Here is a 21,986-nt window from a genome sequence, read left to right on the forward strand (position 1 = left end):
GCCCTGTGTCATGATTCTGCGTCAACCTGACCGGGCTCGCCTCGCATGACTTCAGTGAAAGACGTTGCACAGCTGGCCGGCGTGTCCTTGATGACGGTTTCTCGAGCGCTCAACAACCCGGAAAAACTGAGCCCCGAAACCCTTCAGCGGGTGCGTCGCGCCATTGATGAACTGCAATTCGTACCGAGCCTGTCGGCGCGCAAGATGCGCGGCGACAACCTCCAGTCGCGCACCATCGGCGTGTTCGCGCTGGATACCGCGACCACACCGTTCGCGGTGGAACTGCTGCTGTCCATCGAACAGACCGCGCAACAGGCCGGCTGGAATGTCTTCATCCTTAACCTGTTGAGCAACCCGCCCACTGACCAGAACATCGACCTGATGTTGTCGCACCGCCCCGACGGGCTGATTTTCAGCGCCATGGGCTTTCGCCACGTCAGCATTCCCGAGCGCTTGAAGAGCAAACCGCTGGCACTCGCCAATTGCCTGGCCGATGACAGTCGCCTGGTCAGTTACGTACCGGACGACGAAACGGGGCAGTATCGCGCCGTGCATCACGCGTTGAGCCAAGGCTATCGGCGCCCGCTGTGCATCAATCTGCCAAAACAGAGCCTGGCCTGGGGGCTGCGACAAGAAGGCCTGTTGCGCGCCTGTCAGGCATTCGGGCTGGCGCCTGACGCGCTTCTGCAATACGACCTTTCCGAGCATGACGCCTACGGTGAAACCGCAGCCATCCTCGACCGGCACATTGTTGAGGGTCGCCCACAATTCGACATTCTGATCTGTGGCAACGACCGGATTGCGTTTTGTGCCTATCAGCTGTTGTTGAGCCGAGGCCTGAAAATTCCCGGCGATGTCGCCGTGCTCGGCTACGACAACATGATCGGTATCGCCGAACTGTTCATCCCGCCGCTGACCACGGTGCAACTGCCGTACTACGAGATCGGTCGCCAGGCTGCCCGCCACCTGATCGAAGCCCTTGAGGTAGAGGGAGCCCAGCCGGTTGATTGTCCATTGGTGGTCAGGGCGTCGCTATGAGTGCGAGCGCCGCAGACCAGCCGGTGCACGAGGTGCCTCAGGATTCGGCATCGACACTCGCGAGCATTGCCTCTCCCAATACGATTTTCCCGCTGTCCTTGAGTGCCTGACCTGCACCACGGATGTCTCTCGCTTCCTTGTTCTGACCCAGCTTGAATTTACCGACCAGGCGAGTGATCTCGATCTCTACCCCAACGATCGCTTTGAGCATCGAGGCGATGTAGTCCTTCGGGGCGTCCGTCATTTTCCATGGCTCGGGCTGGGACGACTCGTGGGTTCGGGTCAGGAGCGCCACCAACCCACGGACATAGCGCTCATCATCGTGAAGGGTGATCCTCCCATGGGCGTGCACCACCTTGTAGTTCCAGGTCGGAACCTGCTTATGGGTTTCGTGTTTGCTCGGATACCAGGTGGGCGAGATGTAAGCCTCGGCGCCGCGAAAAACCACCAAGACTTCGTCGCCATTTTTAACGTCTTGCCAGACCGGATTGGAGCGCGCGACGTGCGCCTGAAGAACACCGAACTGCCCCTGCGCAGCCTTCAACTCGAAAGGAATGTGGTTGGCATCCAGTCCGCTTTCACCGTTGGTAAACAAAATGCCCAGTGGGTGCTGCACGATCAGTTCATGAAGGGCTTCGGCGCGAGGCTCATCAAAATGGGCAGGTACGTACATATCAACTCCTTCAATCGTTCAAGGGTGGGGACAGCGCGCCAGTGGTGAGGTGGCCTTCGTGTGAATTGTGTGGATGAACTGGCCCATGGTATAGAGCCAATATCCAACATAATCACTGAGCCAGAATTGATGGCACGTAAAGCCAACGTTGTTGAAATTCCATCGCTGGGCACGCTGGATCGAACCGCCGGTCAATTGGGACGACAACTTGCTCAAGCGCTTAGGTCCGCGATCCGCAGGGGCGACCTCAAGCCTGGTGAGCTGCTGCCATCGACGCGCACTCTCGGCAAATCGCTGACGATTGCCCGAGGCACCGTTATCGAGGCCTTTGAGCAGTTGATCGCCGAGGGCTTCCTGGAATCCCAAGGCAGAGCAGGTACGCGGGTGGCCCGCTCTTTGGCAGATGCGTCGCCAACCACCCGGCAGGAGCAAGGTCGGCCCACCGAAGCCAGGTCGTGGACGCCCTCTTCCCGAATCGAACGGTTCGCTCAGGTGGCCCAGCAATTTAGAGCGGCTGCGCAGATTCCGTTCTCGGTCTCGGTGCCGATTGGCAAAGCGGCGCCTGACGATATCTGGCGTCGCCTTGGCAATCGCATCAGGGCGCGAGGGGCTGGAGCGCCCTCGGGATACGGCGATCCACAAGGTGCGCTTGAGTTACGGGAAGCGGTAGCGGATTACGTGCGCAAGTCACGCTCTGTGCGCTGTGAAGCGAGCCAGGTCATCATTACATCCGGCACGCAACAGGGCCTGTATCTCGCCTGTCAGGTGCTGCTCGATGTGGGGGATTTTGCGTGGGTGGAGGATCCGGCCTACCGGGGTATCACAGGAATTCTGGAAAGCGCAGGCCATACAAATCAAATGATCCGCGTCCCGGTTGATGCCGAGGGGCTGAATGTTGAAAACGGCATAGCGCAATGCCCCCAGGCACGAGCAGCCTTCGTGACCTCGTCACATCAATATCCACTCGGCATGCCAATGAGCATGGCCAGGCGCGATGCCTTGCTGGCATGGGCCCGGGCGTCCGATGCCTGGATCGTCGAGGACGATTACGACAGTGAACTGCGTTACGCCGGCCACCCTTTTCCATCCTTGCAGGGGCTGGACCCCGACCGGGTTATCTACCTGGGGACGTTCAGCAAAATACTGTTCCCCTCGTTACGACTCGGCTACGCAATCGTTCCGCCTTATCTGGTGCAAGCCTTCTGCGGTGCGCGGGTCCTGATGGATCGGCATCCCGCCAACGCCGATCAGCACGTACTCGCAGCATTCATCGCAGAAGGACATCTGGATCGGCACATCCGGCGAATTCGCGGCGTATACGCAGACATCCACAGGCAAATCATCGAGGCGGTTGCCAGGCTGATTCCTCGCGAACTTGCATGGCTGGAACCGAGCGATCAGGGCATGCATCTGGTGCTTTGGCTGGCGGAAGGTATCGACGATCAGTGGGTCGCCGCCAAAGCTTCCGAAGCTCAGGTATCGGTACGTGCCGTGTCGCCGATGTATGCCGGTGGCAATGGCCGTTCGGGATTGATTCTGGGTTTGGGCGGTTTCAGTGCCGAAGACATTGAGTCCGCCACCCGGCGCCTTGCGCAGGTCATCACGTTGGCCGCGAACCCGTCGGGCCGCAGAATCATGCCAATTGCCATAAAACATTTTTAAAACAATTAGTTGGACAACCTTAATAACTTATTGGACAGAAGGCTATATTTTTGACTAGTAACATTTGACAGGCCACCTTGAGTGATCAATACCTAACAGGGTCGACACCTGACAAAGGCGACGATCTAGTGGATGAATATCCATTGCTGACTGCATTGCAAATAAGGCTTACGAACAAAAGTACTTATTTTTAAAGGGCCGAAGGTTCGGACCGTGCGGTAGCTTTGGCCATCGCAAAGTATCGGCTTCATTTCGTGCCTGAAGGCGACATCATGCACAGCGTTAATTAAGGTTTACACATTCCACTTTGCAATCACTTTGAAATCACTTTACCGTTTCCCTGGCGTTACATGCTTCATCATTGATACACCGTTTTAAAAGCTTAACACTTTCGCGACTTCCACAACCTCATTGCGTTCCCTGGAAGGATAACGGCATCGCTGATACGCAACAGGCATGCTTAAACCAACGTTACGGAGCTTGCCAGTATGCTGACGACTACCCAAGCCTCTAACTGGTATCTTTTGCAGTGCAAGCCACGTCAGGACGAACGGGCGAAAATCAATTTATTGCGGCAAAACTATGTCATATTTTGCCCGCAAACCGTTAGCCAACGCAGGATACATGGTAGCCCCCATCAATCCCTTGAGCCGCTCTTCCCGGGGTACCTTTTCATTCAGCTAGGCCGTGACGACAAGTGGGCCCCTTTGCGTTCTACACGTGGCGTCAGCCGAATCGTCGATTTTAATCACGGCCCGGCAATGGTCCCTGACGATGTCATCACACACTTGCAAGAGCGGTGTTATAAACCACCGGAAATTCTTGCACCTCACACGTTCAAGCCCGGTGAAAAACTGCAAATAACCCGAGGACCGCTGTCGACACTCGAAGGTATTTTCATGACCATGTTAGGTGACGAGCGAGTTATGATCCTGCTTCACTTTCTGAATAGAGAGCAGCCGGTTCGTATTCCACTGACTGATATTGAGCGAGCACGCCTCCATCTATAATCCCCTATTCAACTTACTTCAATAACAAAACCTGAACACATTCACCCAACTTTAAATTCAAACAAAAATTTATGCCTTTTTTTATTTCATGGATTGTTTCCAGCCGCGTGATTACTCACACTTACGGACTCCATTCGCATGAAGAAATCACTGACATCAGCCGATATTACATCGCGCACATTCGGCCCTGTTTTTCCGGTCTATAGTCATTGGATTCATCCCCAAGGAGCAATGATATGACCCTTAAGACCCATGGCCCCTTCGCACTGATAGTGATCTCTCTATATCCCGGAGCGGCCTGGAGTCTCGACCCCCAGGCCATTAACATCTACGGATTCGACTTCACACCCACGTTGTTATTTTCAGAGAGCTACGATGACAACTTCCGGGAGCTGGATCGGGGACGTCAGTCTTCGACAAGATTCGCACTAATCGCGTCAATGGTCTCTATACCTACGGCGCCAAGAGCGCTGCCAATCAGATCGATCTGGGCGCAAGTTACGCTCAACTTCGTTACGACAACTCCGACGGCATCAATAAAGACAAAGAGCGCAATACCACCGGCCTGACCACCACCTGGTACCACCGTATAGGCAGTAATACCCGCGGCTTGCTGGAGTACGACCATACCGTCTTCGACTACCTGCTCTCCGACAGCCGTCTCAACAGCACATCCAATGCGGTCCTGGCCGGTGCCGAGTGGGACTTCACCGCACGCACCACCGGCAAAGTACGCCTTGGTTATGAGCGTAAGAACTTTGATGACAGCAGTGTCAAAGACCTCAGTAACCCGACCTGGCAGGTGGACCTGCGATGGAAGCCACGAACCTACTCGACCTTTTCGTTCGTTGCTCGCCAGGCGCTGGCCGAGGGCGACGACGGTGCTGACGCCGTCAAGACCAGCTCTGCGCTGTTCGGCTGGCGTCATGGCTGGACCGAGCGGATCACAACGGTGGCCGAAGCAGGGCTGGCCCGCTATGAGTACGAGGGGCAGAACCGCACCGACAACCTTCGCGACTACAACTTCGCCGTGGAATACCAGATGCGCCGCTGGCTGGATATCGAATTGGGCTATCGCCACCGCAACGACAATTCCGATGCCGACAACCATAGTTTTGAACGCAACATCTTCCTGCTCAGCTTCAACGTAAGTCTCTAAGAGGTTTCCCCCCATGAACTCGCGAATGCTTGCCTTGTTGTTCGTGCCGTGGCTGTTGCCCGTGACTTTTGCAGCGGACACCGGCGCCCAGTACAAACTGGCGGCCGGCGATGTATTGCGCATCACCGTATTCGGAGAACGGGATTTAAGCTTCGACAAAATCCGCCTCAATGACGCCGGTACATTTTCCTATCCGTTCCTGGGTGAGATCTCCGCCAAGGGGCTCACCCCCAATCAGGTGGAAAAGATCATCGTCGACGGGCTCAAGCAAGGTTACCTGGTCGACCCCAAGGTCAGCCTCAACCTGATCGTCTACCGCTCGTTCTACATCAATGGCGAAGTACAAAAGCCCGGCAGCTATCCATACGAGCCCGGGCTGACACTGGAAAAAGCTATTGCACTGGGCGGTGGCCTGACCGAACGGGCCTCGATCAAGCGAGTGACCATCGTGCGCGGCGATGGCTCACCACCATTGACCGATACGGTCACGCGCAGCACCGCCATCGCTCCCGGTGACACCATCTCCATTGCACAAGGCTTTTTCTAAATCATGGATAACAGCCCAAGCATCTACGTTGAACGTCCGCTCCAGGCGCATCTGCCTCAGCACCAGCAGCATGGCGAGGAGAAGGACACCATTGACCTGCTCAAATTCTGGAGGGTGATCTGGCGTGCTCATTGGAAAATCGCTTGGTTGGTGCTGCTTGCCTGTGCGCTTGCGATGGCCATTCTGTCATTCATTCCCGCGCAGTACATCGGCAGCGCCACCCTGCTGATCAAAGAAAAAACGCCACCACTGCTGACCTTCCAGCAAGTCACGGACTCAAGCTCCGGTACCGTCGATTACTTGCAGACGCAATTGGCGCTTCTGCAATCGCGGGACTTGGCCGAACGCGCCGTCAAAAAGCTCAACCTCACCACTAACCCGGTGACCGATCCCCGCCAGCAACCGCAGTCATGGTTTACGCCACGCGAATGGTTGGCAAACCTTGATCTTGGCCAGTGGTGGCCGGCACTGGACTTTTTGATACCCCAACAGGTAACGCCCACTGAAACCGACATTTTCAATGAGGTCACGCAGAACCTCATGAAGCGCACCGACGTCAAATTCGTCGGCAAGAGCCAACTGCTCAACATAGAGGTGTTGCTGCCCGACCCTGACCTGGCGGCCGCAACCGCCAATGCGATTGCCCAAGGCTTCATTGATAGCCAGTTCGACAATAGCCTGAAGTCCTCGCAGACCAACGCCAGTTGGATGAATTCACGCCTGGTCGAATTGCGTAATAACCTGCGCATTGCCGAAGACAAGCTTCAGGCTTATCGGGAAGAACAAGGCCTGGTCGATGTCGGCGGTGTTGCCACCATCAGCGCCAACGAACTGGAAATGACCGGCAACCGCATGATCGATGCCCGCCGTAACCTGGCGGAAGCCGAGAGCCGGTACCGTCAGGTCCAGGCCCTGAGCAATGGCGATCTGAGCAGACTCTCCAGTGTGCCCGCCGTCTTGAGCAACGCTTTGGTGCAGAAATTCCAGGCACAACAGGCCAAGGCTCAAGCCAAGGTCGAAGAATTGTCCGGGCGTTACGGTCCAAAACATCCGACCCTGATCGCCGCCCTCGCCGAGTTGCGTACGGCCACCGACAGTTTGCGTGTACAGGTTCGACAGGTGGTTGCCAGCATCGAACAGGATTACCAGCTAGCCAAGGCCAGTGAAAGCTCACTGCATAAATCATTCAACAGCAACAAGACGCAGATACAGGATATCTCGCGCAAGGAGTTCCAGCTGCGTGAGTTACAGCGAGAAGTCGACAGCAGTCGCGCGTTGTATGAGACCTTCATCACTCGCTTGAAGGAAACTGCGGCCACCTCAGACATGGATTCCACCAAAGCGCGTATCGTCGACCCAGCGATTGTGCCTTTGGAACCGAGCAAACCCCGTAAAACACTGATCATGGTGATTGTCGCCATCGCGGCCGCGCTGATCGGCATGGCGCTGGCATTAATATCCGAAGCCCGGAACAAAACCTTCAAGACCGACGAAGCGGTCGAAAGCATGCTTAATATCCCCCTGCTCAGTGTGGTGCCGCTGGTCACGAAGAGAAGCCGCCGGCAACTGGCGCGATTGTTCGACGACAACGAGCATCCGCGTTTTTGCGAGACCATTCGCAACTTGCGCACCTGGCTGATGTTGCACAGTGGAGAAAAGCCGTCGCAGGTAGTGCTCGTTGCCTCGACCATGGCCGATGAAGGTAAAAGCACCATTGCCAACAACCTGGCTTACTCGCTTGCATTGCTGGAGCGGGTCCTGTTGATCGATGCCGACATGCGCCGATCCAGCCTTTCGCTCAATTTCGATTTTCCGGCAGACAGCCCGGGGCTGGCCAATGTCCTGGCGGGTACCGCCCGACTCGAAGACTGTATCCGGACTGTCGGCAATCTAGACATGTTGCCAGCCGGCAAGCTTGCGCCCCCGCCGCTTGATCTACTTAGTTCGCCGTGCCTGGCGCCCCTGCTCGAAGCGCTGAAGTCGCGTTACCAGCGCATCATCATCGACTCCCCGCCTGCGCAAATGGTCAGCGACGCGCTATTGCTGGCCAAGCATTCGGACGCGGTGATCTACGTGATCAAAGCCGAAAGCACACCGGTCAGCCAGGTGCAGAAATGCCTCGCCATTCTGCAACAGAGCCACGCGCCGGTGTTCGGTGTAGTGCTCAATCAGGTTGACCTGCGCAAGGCGCGCAAGCAGGGCTACAGCCATAGCGATACGTTCCAGAACTACGACTATCTGACCCGGTAAACCCTTGCGCCTGTCTCTTGAGTAGCATCTTTCCAACAACCACCAAAAACTGCTTCATCCCAGTCGATCGATACCAGCGTGCGGGAACGAGGGCGTGCAGAATTCGACGCCGATGTCCAACCCATGCCTGGAGGTTGAGCCGATGACATCGCTATATACCGCTCAAATGATGCACCGGCGAGGTCTGACTTTCTGGGGCCAATGGGTGTGTGCGCTCAGCCTGGTCAACCTGCTATTGATATTGCTGGTGCATTGGAGGGTCGGCAGCCTGACCAGTGAATACCGCATCCTGATGGTTCTCACTGTGCTCGGCTCGATTCCGATCTACAGCGTCATGCAGGTTTACCACAAGCGTCATGAGTGGTTGTCGGGGCTCGGTCGTTTGCTGGCGGCCTGGCTGATTCTACTGGCCGTTCTGATCAGCATCGCCTTTGTCACCCAGACCAGCGCGATTTTTTCGCGTCAAGTAATCATCGTCTGGACCGTGTTGGGTTACCTGATCCAGGCTGCAAGCTTCCTGCCCTTGCATTACCTGGCTCGATTGCACTCGCGCAAGCTCTGTAACGAACGCCGCGCGGTAATCATCGGTACTTGCCCGACCGCATGCCGGCTTGCAAGGAAACTGTCCAGACCGAACCGCGTACCCGTACTGGGGTTTATCGCGACCGCCGAACATACCGGCCCGGCACCGAGCATTTTGCCGCTGCTGGGCCGCATCGACGAAATTCGCGAGATCATCACCCACCTGCACGTACGCCGGGTCTACATCGTCCTGCCGTTGGCGCAGGCAGCCATCATTGAAGCCCTGTACATCGACCTTCTGGACATGAATGTCGACGTGGTCTGGATTCCTGATTTCGGCAGCATGGTGCTGCTCAATCAATCGATCTCGGAAATAGAGCGAATGCCGGCCATCTACCTCAATGAAAGCCTCATCAGTTCGCACCCCGGCAGCCTGCTCTGCAAAGAGCTGTTCGAACGTACCCTGGCCGCCGTGGCCATTATTGTGCTTAGCCCCTTGCTACTGATCGTGGCGGCAGCGGTCAAGCTCTCTTCGCCCGGCCCGGTGTTGTTCAAACAAGATCGTTACGGCTGTAACGCCGAGGTGATCAAGGTCTGGAAGTTCCGCTCGATGCATGTGCATGACGACAGCGAAGTGCGCCAAGCCTCTCGCGAAGATGAACGCATCACCCCGCTCGGGCGCTTTTTGCGCCGTAGTTCGATCGATGAGCTACCGCAGCTCTTCAACGTGCTGTTCGGTGAAATGGCCCTTGTCGGCCCGCGACCGCACGCGGTCACTCACAATATTTACTACACCGGCAAAGTACGCGCCTACATGGCCCGTCATCGCCTCAAGCCAGGCATCACCGGGCTGGCCCAGATCACCGGGCATCGCGGTGAAACCCAGACGCTGGAAAAAATGCAGCAACGCGTCGCCCAGGACCTCAACTACATCAACCAATGGTCGCTGTGGCTGGACATCAAGATTCTCGTCAAGACCCCTTTCACGTTGTTCTCAAAGAACATTTATTAAGGAGTCAGCCATGATAGATCTGGAACTGATCGGGCATTTCGCACCGAACCTGCTGGACGCCAACAAAGCATTTTCCTTCATTAACTTTGCGTCCATCGGCAGTCTGTTCGATCGGAGTCCGACGTCCATCGCCTATTTTTGCGATGGAATGTTGATGTCTACCTTCATGTCGCGCATCACCGGCCGGACGATCGGTCGGGTCAGCTTCGACTTCACGTCCATCGCCGACGCTGTCTTCAGTTGTGCCGAGAAACAAGGCAAGCGAATCTATTTTGTCGGTGCCAGGCAAACCGAACTGGACCTGTTCATCAACAAGATCAAGGGGCGCTACCCGGCGTTGCTTATCGCCGGTCATCACAACGGCTATTTCGATGCACCGCAGGCCGCGTGCATTCAGGCGGACATCTGCCGCAGTGAAGCCAACATCCTGATCGTCGGTCTGGGCGCCGGGCTTCAAGAGCAGTTCGAACAGGATGCCCTGCGTGCCGGCTTCAACGGTGTGGCATTCACCTGTGGCGGCTTCATACGCCAAGAGGCGACGGCCACACACCATTACTACCCTGAGCTGATCAACCGTCTGCATCTGCGCGCGTTCTATCGGATGTACCGCGAACCCCACACCATCAAGCGCTACCTGGTCGATTACCCGACCAATTTTGTTCATCTGCTGGCGATGATCGTCCGGCGCCAAGTGACGATCCATATCACTTATCCCTGAGCGCCAACCATGCATATCCTGTTCATCCTCAAGGACTTCAAGCCCGATGGCGGCCTGGAGCGTGTCCAGCAGCGCCTGGCCCGGCAGTTTCTCAAGGATGGCCAGCGGGTCAGTTACTTCGTCATGAACGGCGATACCGCGGACGACGAAGAAGCGGCCACCTTCAATGGTGGCGGCAATGGATTCTTCGGTCTGCTCAAGTCGATCGGAGTGCTGCGTCGCCTTATCCGCCGCGAGCGTGTGACCCACCTTATCGCCGCCAAGGAACAGGCCAACCTCTGCACCTGGTTTGCCACCCTGGGTCGCTCATGCAAGGTCATCTACGCCCGTCACGCGGCACTGGATTGCGGCGAGCAGAGAATAGGCCTCACTACCCTGCGCCTGCTCTATGGGTTGTACCTCTGCGGCAACGATCAGGTGGTGGCGGTATCCAAAGGCCTGCATCAGGCCCTCGCCGATCTGGTGCCCTGGGGTCGCCAGCGTATCCGTTATTGCCCCAATGCGGTGGTCACCGAACAACTGCTCAGCGCCGCGCAGACGCCCCTGCTCAGAGGGTTGCCGACCGAGTTCTGGTTGGCAGTGGGCCGGCTGGTGGAACCGAAGGGCTTCCATTTGCTGCTCGATGCCTATGCCATGGCCTTGAGCAGCGCCGCGCTGCCGGATCTGGTGATCATTGGCGATGGTCCGCAACTCGCCGCGCTGACATTGCAGGCAAACCACCTGGGCATCGAGGACCGTGTGCATTTCACTGGTTTCCTGAGCAATCCCTACCCATTGATCAGGCATGCACGACTGCTGATCCTGAGTTCCTTTCATGAAGGCTTGCCGACCGTCCTGATCGAGGCCCTGGCGCTGGGTACGCCCGTGCTGGCCTGCGACTGCGAGACCGGGCCCAGGGAGCTGCTTGATAACGGCCGACTCGGCCAACTGGTCAAGGTCAATGATGTACCGGCGCTGGCCGAAGGAATGCTGCGCAGCCTGGCCTCGCAAGACCAGGCTGCGCCAAACGCACAAGTGGCCGCTGATGCAGTCCGCCAGTACACCAGTCAATACGCCGCGCAGGCGTATTACCAGGTATGGAATCAATGAAAAAATTGCTGATTATTCTGCAGGACTTGGGCGGAGGCGGTGCCGAAAAAATGATGGCACGCCTCGCTGGAGCGCTGACTGATGCTGGCAATGACGTGACTTTACTGATGCTCACTGGCGCCGGCGTGAACTCGGCGCACCTCGACCCACGGGTAAAACAGGTCGAGTTGCACAGCGTGCGCAGCTCCAGGGCCGTGCCGGCGCTGGCACGTTTTCTTCGCCACAATCGCTTCGACGCGCTACTGGCCGCCCTCACCCACGTCAACGTCGTGGCCATCGCTGCCGCCGCGCTGTCAGGTACGCTGGCGCGCCTGCATGTCAGCGAGCGCAACGCGTTTTCCCATGACAAATATGTCAACCCTGCGTTGAAGGTGCGCACAGCGTATCTGCTGGCACCATTGCTGTATCGACTGATCCCTAATCCGGTGATCTGCGTCTCGCGCGGCGTCGCCCAGGATCTGATCGACACCACCATAACCCGCCCCCAGGATGTCACCATCGCCGACAATCCGGTGCTCGACAACGATTTTCGCGACAAGGCACCGGCGCGTCCAAACCACCGCTGGCTGCAGGAAAAGTCCACCCCGGTGATTGTCGCCGTGGGCCGCCTGGCGCGACAAAAAGGTTTTGACGTATTGATCGATGCCTTCGCCCGACTGCCTGATCCCAGCGCCCGATTGATCATTTTCGGCGAAGGCGCGCTCAGGGCCCAATTGCTCGAACAAGCGGTTGCTGTGGGCGTGGCCGACCGGTTCGATTTACCAGGCTATACCAGTGATCCGATGGCAGAAGTGGCGGCGGCCGATTGTTTTGTACTGTCGTCGCGTTTCGAGGGCAGCCCCAACGCACTGGTCGAGGCCATGGCCACTGGCACTCCGGTGGTATCGACTCACTGCCCCTATGGGCCGCAAGAGATTCTCGATAATGGCGCGATCGCTCCGCTGGTGGCCGTCGACGCCCCTGACGCGCTGGCGCAGGCCATCACGATGCAGCTGACGTTGCCGCGTGATGTAAATCGCCAGGCCCGCATCGATGCCGCCGCCCGTTTCGTGAGCGCTTGCGCGGCGAAAACTTATCTCGATGCGCTACTCGGGAGCCAGTCGTGATGAACACACTGGAAGTCAGGTACAGCACGCTGCGCAACGCCTTCACGCTGTTCGGTGTGCTGTTCTACATCCAGGTGATCGGATTTTTTTCCGGGCTGGCGGATACGTCAAATCTGGACTTGGCCGAAAAAGACCTCGAAGGCAACGCGGTCAATCAGATTTGCGGTCTGATCACCCTGCTGGTACCGCTGTTCTTCTTCATCCGCAACAAGGTCTTCCTCAGCAAAAGCTTTTACAGGAACAACGCCTTCCTGCTGGTGTTCATGCTCTGCCTGGCGGTATCGATCAGTTGGTCCTACGACCCGATGTTAAGTTTCAAACGTTTTGTGGCGCTGATCAGCGTGGTCTTCTTTGCGGGTTTCATCGCCTACAACTACAGCCTCGAGAAAATCGCCTTCATGCTCGGCTGTCTCATCGGCGCCGCTGCGTTGTTCGGCTTGATACTGGCGCTTGTCAGGCCCGATGTCGCCTTCATTAACGGCGGTGTTCGCGAGGGTGCATTCAAAGGGATTTTCCCGGATAAAAATGCCGGCGCCCGGATCAACGCGATCGCCATTTTGCTACTGCTGCCGATGATCCGTCAGGGCAATCCCTGGGCCATCATCTGCTCGTTGTTCTCGCTGATCGCGATTGCACTGGCCCAATCCGCCACCGCCACAGCACTGATTGTTGCCGGCACCGTGAGCTACTGGTACTTCCTCACGCTGATCCGTTTGCACATCAACCGTTCATGGCCCGCATTCCTCGGCACGACGATCGTCTATTTGCTGATCTGTTTCTTTCTCTACGGCAACTACACGCTGCTGCTGGAGCTGACCGGTCGCGATCCATCACTCACCGACCGCACGTTGATCTGGGACCTGCTCACACCGCTGATCGACGCCGAATTCCTCAAGGGTTACGGCTTCGGCGCCTTCTGGTCCAGCCCCAGCGCCGAGGTCTTTATCAGCCGCTGGGGTTACATCGGTAATGCCCACAACGGCTACATCGAAACCTTGCTGAACGGCGGTATCGTTCAGTTGATAGCGCTGCTCCTCATGCTGATCGAGGCACTGCTAAAACACTATCGGGCCGTGATGGCGGACCAATCGGCACGGTTTCATGTCAGCGCGATGGTCATCGTCGGATCATTCATGCTCACCAACTATGTAGCGTATGTCGTGCCCAACTACCGCTCGGCGGAGTTTCTGGTGTTCTGCGTCCTGGCCCTGTCCTTTCGGCATCACCACGCGAAATACCCCGTGTTGTCAGCAGCAACCCTGCGTCAGCGTCCGTCCGGCGAGGCATTGCCGCGCGATTCAGCCAAGGCGTAACGAAAGGAGAAATAACCATGCCAGACCAAGCCCACCCTTCACCCAATACCGTGTGCGTCATAATCGCGATGTACAACGGCGCCGACAGCATTGAGCAAACACTGGCGTCCGTGGCCGGGCAAACGCGACTGCCCGATCACGTCATCGTCATCGACGATGGTTCCACCGATGATGGACCCCAACGGGTCAGGGACTTCGCGGCGCCGTTTCGCCTGACGCTGTTGCATCAAGCCAACGAAGGCCAGGCCAGCGCCCGCAACCACGGACTGCAGCACACTGAAGAGACTCTTGTGGCGTTTCTCGATGCCGATGACAGATGGTATCCGCGAAAGCTGGAGCAACAAGTGGCACTGTTTGAAGAACTGGATCGTCAGGGACGGCCGGTGGGGCTGATAGATTGCTACGTGCATAACGACTACAGCGATGGCAGGCGAATACTGGAAGACCGGCAAAAAAACGGTAGGCATTTCGACGATTTCATCCGCGCCAACGTCCTCAATGGCGTGTCCTCCGCGATGGTCAAACGCGACGTGATCATGCAACTCGGCGGCTTCAATGCCAGCCTGCGTTACTCCGAAGACCGCTTCATGTGGACCCGGATCGCCGAACACTGGGAGGTCCATACGGTGCCAGAGGTGCTGCTGCAGCGCATGGTCAACAGCGCCAACATGACCGCGCAACCGACAAGGTACTACCCGCACAAGATCAGGTTCATCGAAGAGTACCTCGCCCACTTTGGCCCGCAGCTCAGCAAGCAGCAACGGATCGATTTCGCGCTGGGCAGCCTCTCCGACTTTCTCGAACTGTTTTCCCGCAGAGGAGAGCATGCCCAAGTGATCGGTGTGTACCGGCGAATGCTGGAGTATTCCTGGCAAGCGCTGATCTTCAGGAACGGCAAACCGACATTGCGCTTCCTCTACGCATGCGTCCAATCATTGCGCAAGGCACCTGCGTCCACCACYGCTCATTGAGCCGGYATCCGCCATGGCCAATCATCGTCTGGTTAAATTGATCTGGATTTTCACCGAGAAGTTCGGCCTGATTTTCCTGTCGATGATTACCTTTGTCGCGTATGCCAGGCTGCTGTCGCCCACAGAGTTGGGTGTGGGCACGGTCATCATTGCCGTCGTCGAGTTGATCGGGATGATTTATTCCTCGGTTCTGGAAGACCCGCTGGTACGACTCGAACGACTGGAAGACAAACACATCGCCACAGCCTTCTGGGCGTCGGTACTCGTCAGCCTGCTGTCCATCGTCGTCATCTCGGGCGCGGTAACGCTGTACACACCCGACCCGGTGCTGCGATGGATGACGGCGGTGGCCTCGGTGAAAATCCTGTTCACCATGATGGCGCGGGTCTATGTGGCGCAAATGCGCCGTAGCGGCGACTTCAGGATGTTGGCGTCGCGCACGTTACTGGGCAAAGTATGTGGTGGCGTGGGTGGCATCGCTGTCGCGCTTTGGGGGTTGGGGGCCTGGGCGGTCATTGCCCAGGTACTGATCATGGAGTTCGTGTCCATTGTCGTATTGATGCGTGCAGACCCGCGCCGCATTGCCTTTTGCATTGACGGCCCGCTCCTGCGCGAACTGTTGAAGGCCGGCGCACCGGTTGCCATCAACGCGCTGAGTTCGCAAACGCTACAGCGCGGGGTCACCGTCATCCTGGGCATGACGGCCGGTAGCAACGCGGTGGGCATGTTCAACATGGCGATGCGCATCATCGATCTGCCGCGCACGGCGATCTATCACGGCCTGATCAGCTATGCGCTGCCGGTGTTTGCCCGGCGCAGCGCCGATCCCTCGCGGTTGCGCGCGATCATCAGCGATTCGACCGCCGTCAGCGGCTTCCTGCTGACGCCCCTGTTCATCGGCATCGCACTCACGGCGCATGACCTGATCCTGTTGATCTTCGGCGCCAAATGGACCGAGGCCATTCCCCTGCTGCAAGTGCTTGCGTGCACGGCAGCCATCGGCAATACCGCCATGTACGCCACAACCGCACTGGTCGCAGTCAATTGCAGCCACCTGACCATCAAGGCCGAAGTGGCAACCTCCGTACTGGCACTGACGCTGGTCTATAGCTTCGGCAGCCTTTATGGCGGCATGGCCGCCGCCCTCGCCCTGCTAGCCCGGATGGCGATCATCACGCCACTGCAAATCCGCGGATTGAACCGCGCAATCGGCTATGACTGGCGGCTGTTTTTCGAAACCAACTATCGCAGCGTGGTTGCCTCGTTGGTCATGGCTGCGATCGTCCTGATGATTTCTTCCCGATTGAGTGTTCAAGGCTACCTGCACCTGTTCTGCAGCATCGTGGTTGGCGCGCTGAGCTATGCCGTGGCGTACAGCGTGATGCATCCGCGCTGGCTGCAAGAATTCAAATCGGTTTTCACCACCCGCTGAGAGGACGCACCCGACAACCTTTCTCCTACCCGGACCACATTCTCCTGACTCGCGCAATTTCCTTGTGACAGGAACGCCTCATCATGCACAAAACCACGTTGATTACCGGCGGGGCCGGATACATCGGCTCGCATACCACCCTGACCCTGATTGACGCCGGTCAACAGGTGCTGGTCCTCGATAACTTGTGTAACAGCTGCCGCGAATCGCTCGCGCGCCTGGAGTATCTGACTCGCAAGCGAGTCGACTTCATTGAAGGTGATATCCGCGATAACCACCTGCTCGATGATATCTTCAGCCGCTACGACATCGATGCCGTGGTGCACTTTGCCGGTCTCAAATCCGTGGAGGAAAGCATTCGAAAGCCGCTCGACTATTACGCCAACAATGTCATTGGTACGCTCAATCTTTGCCATGCGATGGCCCGATTCGAGGTCTTCAAACTGGTGTTCAGCTCATCGGCCACCGTGTATGGCATTCCCCGACAGATACCGCTCATTGAAGATCTGGGCACAGGCAAACCGATCAATCCCTATGGTCGCACCAAGCTGCTGATCGAAGAGTTGCTCACCGACTTGTGCCTGTCCGATCCGCAGTGGAGCATTGCGGTGCTGCGCTACTTCAACCCGATTGGTGCTCACGATAGCGGGCTGATCGGGGAAAACCCCAATGGCAAGCCCAACAATCTGCTGCCTTGCCTGACACGAGTCGCGATGAGGCAAATGCCCGAACTCACCGTATACGGCAGCGACTATCCCACCGTCGACGGAACGTGCGTGCGCGATTACGTCCATGTGGTCGACCTTGCCGAAGGCCATCTCAAAGCGTTGCGGGCGTTGCAGAACAGAAACGGTATCCACGTCTGGAACCTGGGAACAGGCATTGGCCACAGCGTGCTGCAAATCATCCGCAGCTTCGAGGACATTACCGGTATTACCATCCCGTTCCGGTTCGCGCCACGCCGTGTCGGCGATATCGCCGAATGCTGGGCCGACCCCACCAAGGCAGGGCGTGATCTGGGCTGGTACGCACAGCGCGACCTGATGCAGATGATCATCGACACTTGGCGATGGCAAATGTGTAATCCGCACGGATACCGCTCCCAACCCGGATTGGCCGCATCGATTGTGTTAAAGCAATGGGTATGAGCAGGTCCATTTTTTTGGCAGCCCTGGTATCGGTTGTGTGCTACGCGTCGGGGGGCACTCCCCCGCCGCTGGCCAACGGCCTGGTGCTGTGGCTCGATGCTGCCGATGCTTCAAAAATGACCTTCGATGCCCAGAACCACCTCCTGCGGTGGCACGACAAGTCCGGCAAATCCAATGACGTTACCGTAGACGATGCCGCAGGCGCCGCACTTCCGCTGCGTGTGGAGGACGCCATGAATGGCCATTCGGTGGTGCGTTTGAGTGGCTCGTCAGCGTTCCTTGGCAAGACAATTCGTGCCGCAAAAGGCCCCATGACCTTATTGATCGTGTCACGCAGAGTGAACGGGCAAAGCGGCGGCGAGACCTGGCAGCGGCTGTTCAGCTCGCGCCCGTGGATCGCTGAAAACGACAACGTGGCACCGAATTTCGCGATCAGCGTGCAACAGCCCACCGCCTACGATCCAACCCTGTTTGTTCTGGAACTCAACGACGTACCTATAGGCCCGTTTGCGGTGGGGCGCAATGTGGTCGGTAGCACTGAAGACTTGCGTGGCGACATCGCGGAAGTGTTGGTGTATGACCGTCACCTGGCCTCTCTGGAGGAACGGCAGCGCGTGTTTCAGTATCTGGCGCAAAAGTGGTCCCTCGCTATCCCCAAGGCTGCCAATTCCTGGACCCGTATCGGCCCCCTGGACGCTGTACCGCAGCGGATCAATGCCGAACTGCCGTTGTCCGATCAGGCCAATGTCGGCCAATGGAGGGTGGACAGCCAATTTTCCGACGACTTCAACGGTGCGACCCTTAACACCAGTCTCTGGCACGTCAACAATGCCACGGGCACCGAATCGCTCGGGCGTAAACCGGCGCTGTTCACGCCGAACAATGCCTACCTGAGCGATGGCAATCTGAACATCGTTTTCCGCAAGGAAAACGTGCCGCAAAAGTACGTTCGGCTGGGTTACCAAGGCTATAGCTCGGCGATGGTCCGCACGATCGAGCGCAGTTTTTACGGCTACTACGAAGCCCGCGCCAAACCCATGGAATCGGCGGGTTCCAGCGCCTTCTGGCTAGCGTGGACGGGGCTTGCCGACAATGCCACGGAGATCGACATATTCGAGATCGGCGGCAAGACCAAGGGCGCCGCCTTCGACCGCCTATACAACATGAACGCCCATGTCTGGGCCACGCCACAGAGCACCGCCCACCTCAGCGACGGCAGCAGCTGGATTGCCCCGTGGCGCCTGGCCAGCGACTTTCATGTCTACGGTTTTGACTGGCAACCCGACACCTTGCGCTGGTACGTAGACGGCGTCCTGGTGCGAGAGGCCAAGAACACCCACTGGTTCTTCCCGATGCAAATCAACTTTGACAGCGAGGCCATGTGGAATTGGTTCGGCGTTGTCGACGACGCCGATCTGCCCTCCACTTTCAGCGTGGACTACCTCAAGGTGTGGCGGCGCGGTCGATAGCCGGGTCTTGATCCAGCGTCTTTGAATTTGATCCTTCCCCTTCCATCCTTGCTCAGCGGCAGATTCACTACATCAGCCATCGGATTCGGCCAAGGGATGAAGCCGATGGTTATTCGTGTTGCTCAGCGGACAAACGCCATCGGGCAGCACATGGGTGCCGGTCAGGCGTTTCGCCGCTACAATGCGCACCTTGACCGTGACAAGCCAGACTAAAAAAACATGTCCCTACCCAAGCATCACCTGGAATTGCTCAGCCCCGCCCGCGACGTGGCCATCGCCCGCGAGGCCATCCTGCATGGCGCCGACGCGGTGTACATCGGCGGCCCGAGCTTCGGCGCCCGCCACAACGCCTGTAACGAGGTGAGCGATATCGCCCAATTGGTGGAATTCGCCCGTCGCTATCACGCGCGGGTGTTCACCACCATCAACACAATCCTGCATGACAATGAGCTGGAGCCGGCGCGCAAGCTGATCCACCAGTTGTATGACGCCGGCGTCGATGCGCTGATCGTCCAGGATCTGGGCGTGATGGAGCTGGACATTCCGCCGATCGAGCTGCACGCCAGCACCCAGACCGACATCCGCACCCTGGCGCGGGCGAAGTTCCTCGATCAGGCTGGTTTCTCGCAACTGGTACTGGCCCGCGAGCTGAACCTCCAGGAGATCCGCGCGATTGCCGACGAGACCGACGCGGCCATCGAGTTTTTCATCCATGGCGCGCTGTGCGTGGCGTTCTCCGGCCAGTGCAACATCTCCCATGCGCAGACCGGCCGTAGCGCCAACCGTGGCGACTGCTCCCAGGCCTGCCGCCTGCCCTACACCCTCAAGGATGAAAAAGGCGGTGTGATCGCCTACGAAAAACACCTGCTATCGATGAAGGACAACAACCAGAGCGCCAACATCCGCGCGCTGGTGGAAGCCGGTGTACGCTCGTTCAAGATCGAGGGGCGCTACAAGGACATGGGCTATGTGAAGAACATCACCGCCTACTATCGCCAGCGCCTGGACGACGTCCTCGAAGACCGTCCGGACCTGGCTCGCGCTTCCAGCGGCCGCACCGCGCACTTCTTCCTGCCCGATCCGGACAAGACTTTCCATCGTGGCAGCACCGACTACTTCGTCAGCGAGCGCAAGATCGACATCGGCGCCTTCGACTCGCCGACCTTCACCGGCCTGCCGGTGGGCGTGGTGGAGAAAGTCGGCAAGCGCGACCTGCTGGTGGTCACCCACGAACCGCTGTCCAACGGCGACGGCCTCAATGTGCTGGTCAAGCGCGAGGTGGTGGGCTGGCGTACCAACATCGCCGAGCCCAAGGGCGAGTTCGAAGAAGACGGTGAAAAGCGCTACCGCTACCGTGTCGAGCCCAACGAAATGCCAAAGGGGCTGCACCAGTTGCGGCCGAATCACCCGCTGAGCCGCAACCTCGACCACAACTGGCAGCAAGCCCTGCTCAAGACCTCCGCCGAGCGCCGGGTGGGTCTGGCCTGGGTCGCTCGCCTGCGTGAGGATCGCCTGGAACTGACCGCCACCAGCGAGGAAGGTGTCAGCGCCAATGTCGCCCTCGACGGTCCATTCGGCCTGGCCAACAAGCCGGAACAGGCCCTGGAGCAACTGCACGACTTGCTCGGCCAGTTGGGCACCACGCAATACCACGCCACGGATATCAAGCTGGATGCACCGCAGGCGTATTTCATCCCGAACTCGCAGCTCAAGGCTTTGCGCCGCGAAGTCATCGAAGCGCTGACCACGGCCCGCATCGAAGCCCACCCACGGGGTGGTCGCAAGGCCGAGACCAATCCGCCACCGGTGTACCCGGAGTCCCACCTGTCGTTCCTGGCCAACGTCTACAACCAGAAAGCCCGCGACTTCTATCACCGGCACGGCGTCAAGCTGATCGACGCGGCCTATGAGGCTCACGAGGAGACCGGCGAGGTGCCGGTGATGATCACCAAGCACTGCCTGCGTTTCTCCTTCAACCTCTGCCCCAAGCAGGCCAAGGGCGTCACCGGCGTGCGCACCAAGGTCGCGCCGATGCAGCTGGTGCACGGTGACGAGGTATTGACGTTGAAGTTCGACTGCAAGCCTTGCGAGATGCACGTGATCGGCAAGATGAAGGGGCACATCCTTGGTCTGCCGCAACCGGGCAGCGTGCAGCCGGTTGTCGGGCACATCAGCCCTGAAGACCTGCTCAAGACCATCCCTCGCGCGCCCCACTGAGTGACGGGCGAGCGCGCCGCTACGGCGTCGCGCTCGCTGTTCACTTAAGCCGTAATGCGATCTGTAGCAGCTGCCGAAGCCTGCGTTCGTCCTGTAGCAGCTGCCGAGCTCGCGAGGCTGCGTTCGGCTGCGCAGCAGTCGTAAAATCAGGCACTGCGGTCCRTCAGGCGCACCGTGCATTCAGGGTTTACGACTGCTTCGCAGCCGAACGCAGCCTCGCGAGCTCGGCAGCTGCTACAAGGAATGCGTCGCGGCTGAAATTGCTTAAGTGAACAGCATTACACCAAGAGGGATATGTAACCGACACAAAAAAACGCCAGGCCGGATCGGCACTGGCGTTTCTCGTAAACACGACCATCTTGGACTCGCGCAATACTGCCGACTGAGTCATGACTGGATGAGTGTAAGGAAAATGGCAGGGGCGGCTGGATTCGAACCAACGCATGGCAGGATCAAAACCTGCTGCCTTACCGCTTGGCGACGCCCCTGTAGCTGTTGCGACGAGTGCCTGGCACTCTCTTTCTGAATGTGCAGCTTGCGAGCAATATCGAGCTGCTGCGTCCCTACGCTGCAAGCCCCGTAAGGGCCTCTGCAAGAACGCGCGGAAATTTATCAACTTTCGCTGCATCTGGGAAGCCCAAAAACAAACT

Annotated in this window: 17 protein-coding genes and 1 tRNA gene; 16 read left to right on the plus strand and 2 right to left on the minus strand. The window is 58.1% G+C overall.

Annotation, left to right across the window (positions count from 1 at the left end; translation table 11 throughout):
- The first annotated feature begins 45 nt into the window (after positions 1-45).
- A complete protein-coding gene (locus tag AC1DIS_RS24015) occupies positions 46-1,038 on the plus strand; it encodes a LacI family DNA-binding transcriptional regulator (protein WP_477743216.1) in 993 nt (330 codons plus the stop codon).
- Positions 1,039-1,075: 37 nt separating this feature from the next.
- On the opposite strand, the gene AC1DIS_RS24020 is transcribed toward AC1DIS_RS24015, so the two are convergent.
- Entirely contained in the window at positions 1,076-1,711 is a 636-nt protein-coding gene (locus AC1DIS_RS24020; RefSeq protein ID WP_230139042.1) for an FMN-binding negative transcriptional regulator, read from the minus strand.
- Positions 1,712-1,840: 129 nt separating this feature from the next.
- On the opposite strand from AC1DIS_RS24020, the gene pdxR reads away from it, so the two are divergent.
- The 15 genes from pdxR (at position 1,841) to AC1DIS_RS24095 (ending at position 21,336) form a co-directional block, all read left to right on the plus strand.
- A complete protein-coding gene (gene pdxR, locus AC1DIS_RS24025; RefSeq protein ID WP_230139041.1) occupies positions 1,841-3,373 on the plus strand; it encodes a MocR-like pyridoxine biosynthesis transcription factor PdxR in 1,533 nt (510 codons plus the stop codon).
- 488 nt (positions 3,374-3,861) lie between these two features.
- Positions 3,862-4,383, plus strand: coding sequence for a transcription/translation regulatory transformer protein RfaH (rfaH, locus tag AC1DIS_RS24030; RefSeq protein ID WP_111453162.1), 522 nt, complete (start codon positions 3,862-3,864; stop codon positions 4,381-4,383).
- Between the two features lie 487 nt (positions 4,384-4,870).
- Entirely contained in the window at positions 4,871-5,542 is a 672-nt protein-coding gene (locus tag AC1DIS_RS24035; protein WP_477781122.1) for an outer membrane beta-barrel protein, read from the plus strand.
- 13 nt (positions 5,543-5,555) lie between these two features.
- The gene (locus tag AC1DIS_RS24040) at positions 5,556-6,089 is read left to right on the plus strand and encodes a polysaccharide biosynthesis/export family protein (RefSeq protein WP_026286626.1); all 534 of its coding nucleotides are present in this window, start codon (positions 5,556-5,558) and stop codon (positions 6,087-6,089) included.
- Between the two features lie 3 nt (positions 6,090-6,092).
- Positions 6,093-8,339, plus strand: a complete 2,247-nt coding sequence (locus AC1DIS_RS24045; RefSeq protein ID WP_477743217.1) for a GumC family protein — start codon at positions 6,093-6,095, stop codon at positions 8,337-8,339.
- A gap of 142 nt (positions 8,340-8,481) precedes the next feature.
- Positions 8,482-9,873, plus strand: a complete 1,392-nt coding sequence (locus AC1DIS_RS24050) for an undecaprenyl-phosphate glucose phosphotransferase (RefSeq protein WP_477743218.1) — start codon at positions 8,482-8,484, stop codon at positions 9,871-9,873.
- Positions 9,874-9,883: 10 nt separating this feature from the next.
- Entirely contained in the window at positions 9,884-10,591 is a 708-nt protein-coding gene (locus tag AC1DIS_RS24055) for a WecB/TagA/CpsF family glycosyltransferase (protein ID WP_018928897.1), read from the plus strand.
- A 9-nt stretch (positions 10,592-10,600) separates the two neighbouring features.
- A complete protein-coding gene (locus tag AC1DIS_RS24060; RefSeq protein WP_111453159.1) occupies positions 10,601-11,680 on the plus strand; it encodes a glycosyltransferase in 1,080 nt (359 codons plus the stop codon).
- Entirely contained in the window at positions 11,677-12,786 is a 1,110-nt protein-coding gene (locus AC1DIS_RS24065) for a glycosyltransferase (RefSeq protein WP_477743219.1), read from the plus strand. Before AC1DIS_RS24060 ends, AC1DIS_RS24065 begins: the two co-directional genes overlap by 4 nt.
- Positions 12,786-14,099, plus strand: coding sequence for an O-antigen ligase family protein (locus AC1DIS_RS24070; protein ID WP_477743220.1), 1,314 nt, complete (start codon positions 12,786-12,788; stop codon positions 14,097-14,099). The genes AC1DIS_RS24065 and AC1DIS_RS24070 overlap by 1 nt, the downstream gene beginning before the upstream one ends.
- Before the next feature lie 17 nt (positions 14,100-14,116).
- On the plus strand, positions 14,117-15,070 hold the full coding sequence (locus tag AC1DIS_RS24075) for a glycosyltransferase family 2 protein (protein ID WP_111453156.1): 954 nt from the start codon (positions 14,117-14,119) through the stop codon (positions 15,068-15,070).
- A 13-nt stretch (positions 15,071-15,083) separates the two neighbouring features.
- On the plus strand, positions 15,084-16,502 hold the full coding sequence (locus AC1DIS_RS24080; RefSeq protein ID WP_477743221.1) for an oligosaccharide flippase family protein: 1,419 nt from the start codon (positions 15,084-15,086) through the stop codon (positions 16,500-16,502).
- Positions 16,503-16,585: 83 nt separating this feature from the next.
- Positions 16,586-17,650, plus strand: coding sequence for a UDP-glucose 4-epimerase GalE (gene galE, locus AC1DIS_RS24085; protein ID WP_096480326.1), 1,065 nt, complete (start codon positions 16,586-16,588; stop codon positions 17,648-17,650).
- A complete protein-coding gene (locus AC1DIS_RS24090) occupies positions 17,647-19,119 on the plus strand; it encodes a family 16 glycosylhydrolase (protein ID WP_477743222.1) in 1,473 nt (490 codons plus the stop codon). Before galE ends, AC1DIS_RS24090 begins: the two co-directional genes overlap by 4 nt.
- A gap of 219 nt (positions 19,120-19,338) precedes the next feature.
- Positions 19,339-21,336 carry a peptidase U32 family protein gene (locus AC1DIS_RS24095; protein ID WP_086945655.1) on the plus strand — a complete coding sequence of 666 codons (1,998 nt, stop codon included), beginning with the start codon at positions 19,339-19,341 and terminating at the stop codon, positions 21,334-21,336.
- 413 nt (positions 21,337-21,749) lie between these two features.
- Here the strand turns inward: AC1DIS_RS24095 and AC1DIS_RS24100 are convergent.
- Positions 21,750-21,824: transfer RNA gene (locus AC1DIS_RS24100), tRNA-Gln, on the minus strand.
- Between the last annotated feature and the right edge of the window lie 162 nt (positions 21,825-21,986).

The organism is Pseudomonas sp. 05N433, from assembly GCF_056396925.1.